Source organism: Rahnella sp. BCC 1045 (assembly GCF_019049615.1).
Classification (GTDB): Bacteria; Pseudomonadota; Gammaproteobacteria; order Enterobacterales; family Enterobacteriaceae; genus Rahnella; species Rahnella contaminans.
The window spans coordinates 1-391 of sequence record NZ_JAFMOZ010000014.1; the positions used below are offsets into that span (position 1 = coordinate 1).

A 391-nucleotide genomic window follows, 5' to 3' on the forward strand; every position below is an offset into this window, starting at 1 on the left:
GCACCACGTCCGTGAGCACGGCGGAGCCGCCCATGCCCTGCTCCTCCACCACGGTGACGTCCGCCCCGAGCGACGCCGCCACGAGGGCGGCCTCGTAGCCACCGGGGCCGCCGCCGATGATCACGAGCTTCTGGTCCGCGAATTCCCTCTGCACAGTCATGTCAGCCATGCGCCCCAGCCTACCGGGGCGCGCCCACACGCTGACGCGGCAGCCGTGCGTGCCTAGGATGGTGGCATGACTGACACCACGGCCCAGGAACCCTTCGAGCTCGCGCAGCAGGCCGCCGACGCCCTGCGGGAACGCACCGGCGTGGACCGGTACAAGATCGCCCTGACCCTCGGCTCCGGGTGGGGTGGAGCGGCGGACCTGCTCGGGGAGACCGTGTCCGAG

At 72.1% G+C, this 391-nt stretch carries 1 protein-coding gene; it reads right to left on the bottom strand.

Annotated features, from left to right (window positions below):
* Nucleotides 1-169: FAD-dependent oxidoreductase (locus J1782_RS26275; RefSeq protein ID WP_371819694.1), on the bottom strand; the 169-nt coding region annotated here is incomplete at its 3' end.
* Nucleotides 170-391 lie beyond the last annotated feature (222 nt).